The sequence below is a fragment of the Mesorhizobium sp. M7A.F.Ca.CA.002.05.1.1 genome (assembly GCF_003998335.1).
Classification (GTDB): domain Bacteria; phylum Pseudomonadota; class Alphaproteobacteria; order Rhizobiales; family Rhizobiaceae; genus Mesorhizobium.
On the sequence record NZ_RZQI01001193.1, the window covers coordinates 1 to 1,444 of the forward strand.

The 1,444-nt window shown below is 60.9% G+C and carries 2 protein-coding genes; both read left to right on the top strand.

Features of this window, described 5'->3' with window-relative positions; all coding sequences use genetic code 11:
• Positions 1-761: TonB-dependent receptor domain-containing protein (locus EN939_RS34020; RefSeq protein ID WP_127271806.1), on the top strand; the 761-nt coding region annotated here is incomplete at its 5' end.
• 5 nt (positions 762-766) lie between these two features.
• Positions 767-1,210, top strand: a complete 444-nt coding sequence (locus tag EN939_RS34025; RefSeq protein ID WP_023812248.1) for a hypothetical protein — start codon at positions 767-769, stop codon at positions 1,208-1,210.
• Positions 1,211-1,444: the final 234 nt, after the last annotated feature.

Consider the following 1,444-nt stretch of genomic DNA (forward strand, 5'->3'; position numbering starts at 1 on the left):
CCTATGCGGAAGGATACCGGTCACCCTCCCTGTCGGAAACACTGATCAGCGGTCGCCATCCGGCAGGTGTCACCTTCCCGTTCCTGCCCAATCCCAATCTGCGGCCGGAAACCGGAAAGACCGTCGAATTCGGCGTCAACTACAAGCAGGATGACATCCTCGAAGCCGGCGATGCGCTGCGCATCAAGGCAGCCTATTTCAACAACGATGTCGAAGACTACATCGATGGCGTTACCCTGTCGCGGTTTGACCCGACAGCCGGCTGCCCGAGCGGACCCGGTATCCCGATATGCTTCCAGTACCAGAATTTTGCCAAGGCCAAGATCGACGGCTTCGAACTTGAGGGCGTCTATGATGCCGGATGGGGCTATGCCGGGCTCTCGGCCTCAATCACCAATGGTCATACCATTTCCTACAAGGACGTTCGGGCCGACCTGCTGACCATCCCCTCATCCCAGGTCACCGCGCAGCTCGGCTTGCGCTTCCTCGAGGACAAGCTGACCGTGGGCGGCGAAGTGCAATACAATGGCAAGCCCAAGGGCAATCCGATCGCCGAGGACTACACGCTGGTCAATGCTTTTGCCAGCTACCAGGCGACGGACAATTTGAAGATTGATTTCCGCGCCGACAATCTGTTCGATGTAAAATACGCCAACCCGCTCAACCTGACCACGGCCGGCCAGCCGCCGCAGCCGGTTTTCGCGGCTTACGAGCCCGGCGTCACCCTGAAGCTGGCGGCGACGATGCGATTTGGAGGCTGATGACCATGACGAGCTTGATGACATCCCTTCGTCTGCTGACCTCGATGCTGGCGATGTCGCTTGCGATGGTTCCGGCATGGGCACAAGAGTCCGCGCCGGTCCCTGCGCTGACCCTTGAACTCAACGGTGCGCAACCTTCCGACAAGGGTTGCCGCCTGACGTTCGTGGTCAACAACAATCTCGGCGCCGACCTGTCCAAGGCGGCGTTCGAGATCGCCCTGTTCAACGAGGCCGGCGTCGTCGACCGGCTGACCGTGCTCGACTTCAAGGAATTGCCGGCAGGCAAGACCAAGGTGACGCGTTTCGATCTGGCCGGCACCGAGTGCTCGAAAGTCAGCCGCGTGCTGATCAACAGCGCGACCGAATGCACCGGTACCGGCGTCGAACCGAACGCCTGCATGCGAAAGCTGAAGACGGACACCAAGACCGGGATCGCTTTCGGAGTCTGAGGTGGGGCTGCATCATGCATTCCCGCGAAACACCGTAGTGCAGCCTCTGGCCGGCGATAGCAGACTGCCGGCGAACGATCTTGATTTGACAACTCTACTCTTGTCGCTGCAGGTCTCGCGGCGAGACATGCAGGACATCAATCCCCTCCCCGAGGCCGGCGCCGAGCTGACCATAGAGCCAACCGAGCCGCTCGCGCTGCCGCGGCCATCGGCCTGGAGCCGCAAATGGACGGC

Excerpts from the sequence above, each read along its gene's own strand:
- EN939_RS34025 (WP_023812248.1), top strand. The coding sequence starts at position 767 with ATGACGAGCTTGATGACATCCCTTCGTCTGCTGACCTCGATGCTGGCG.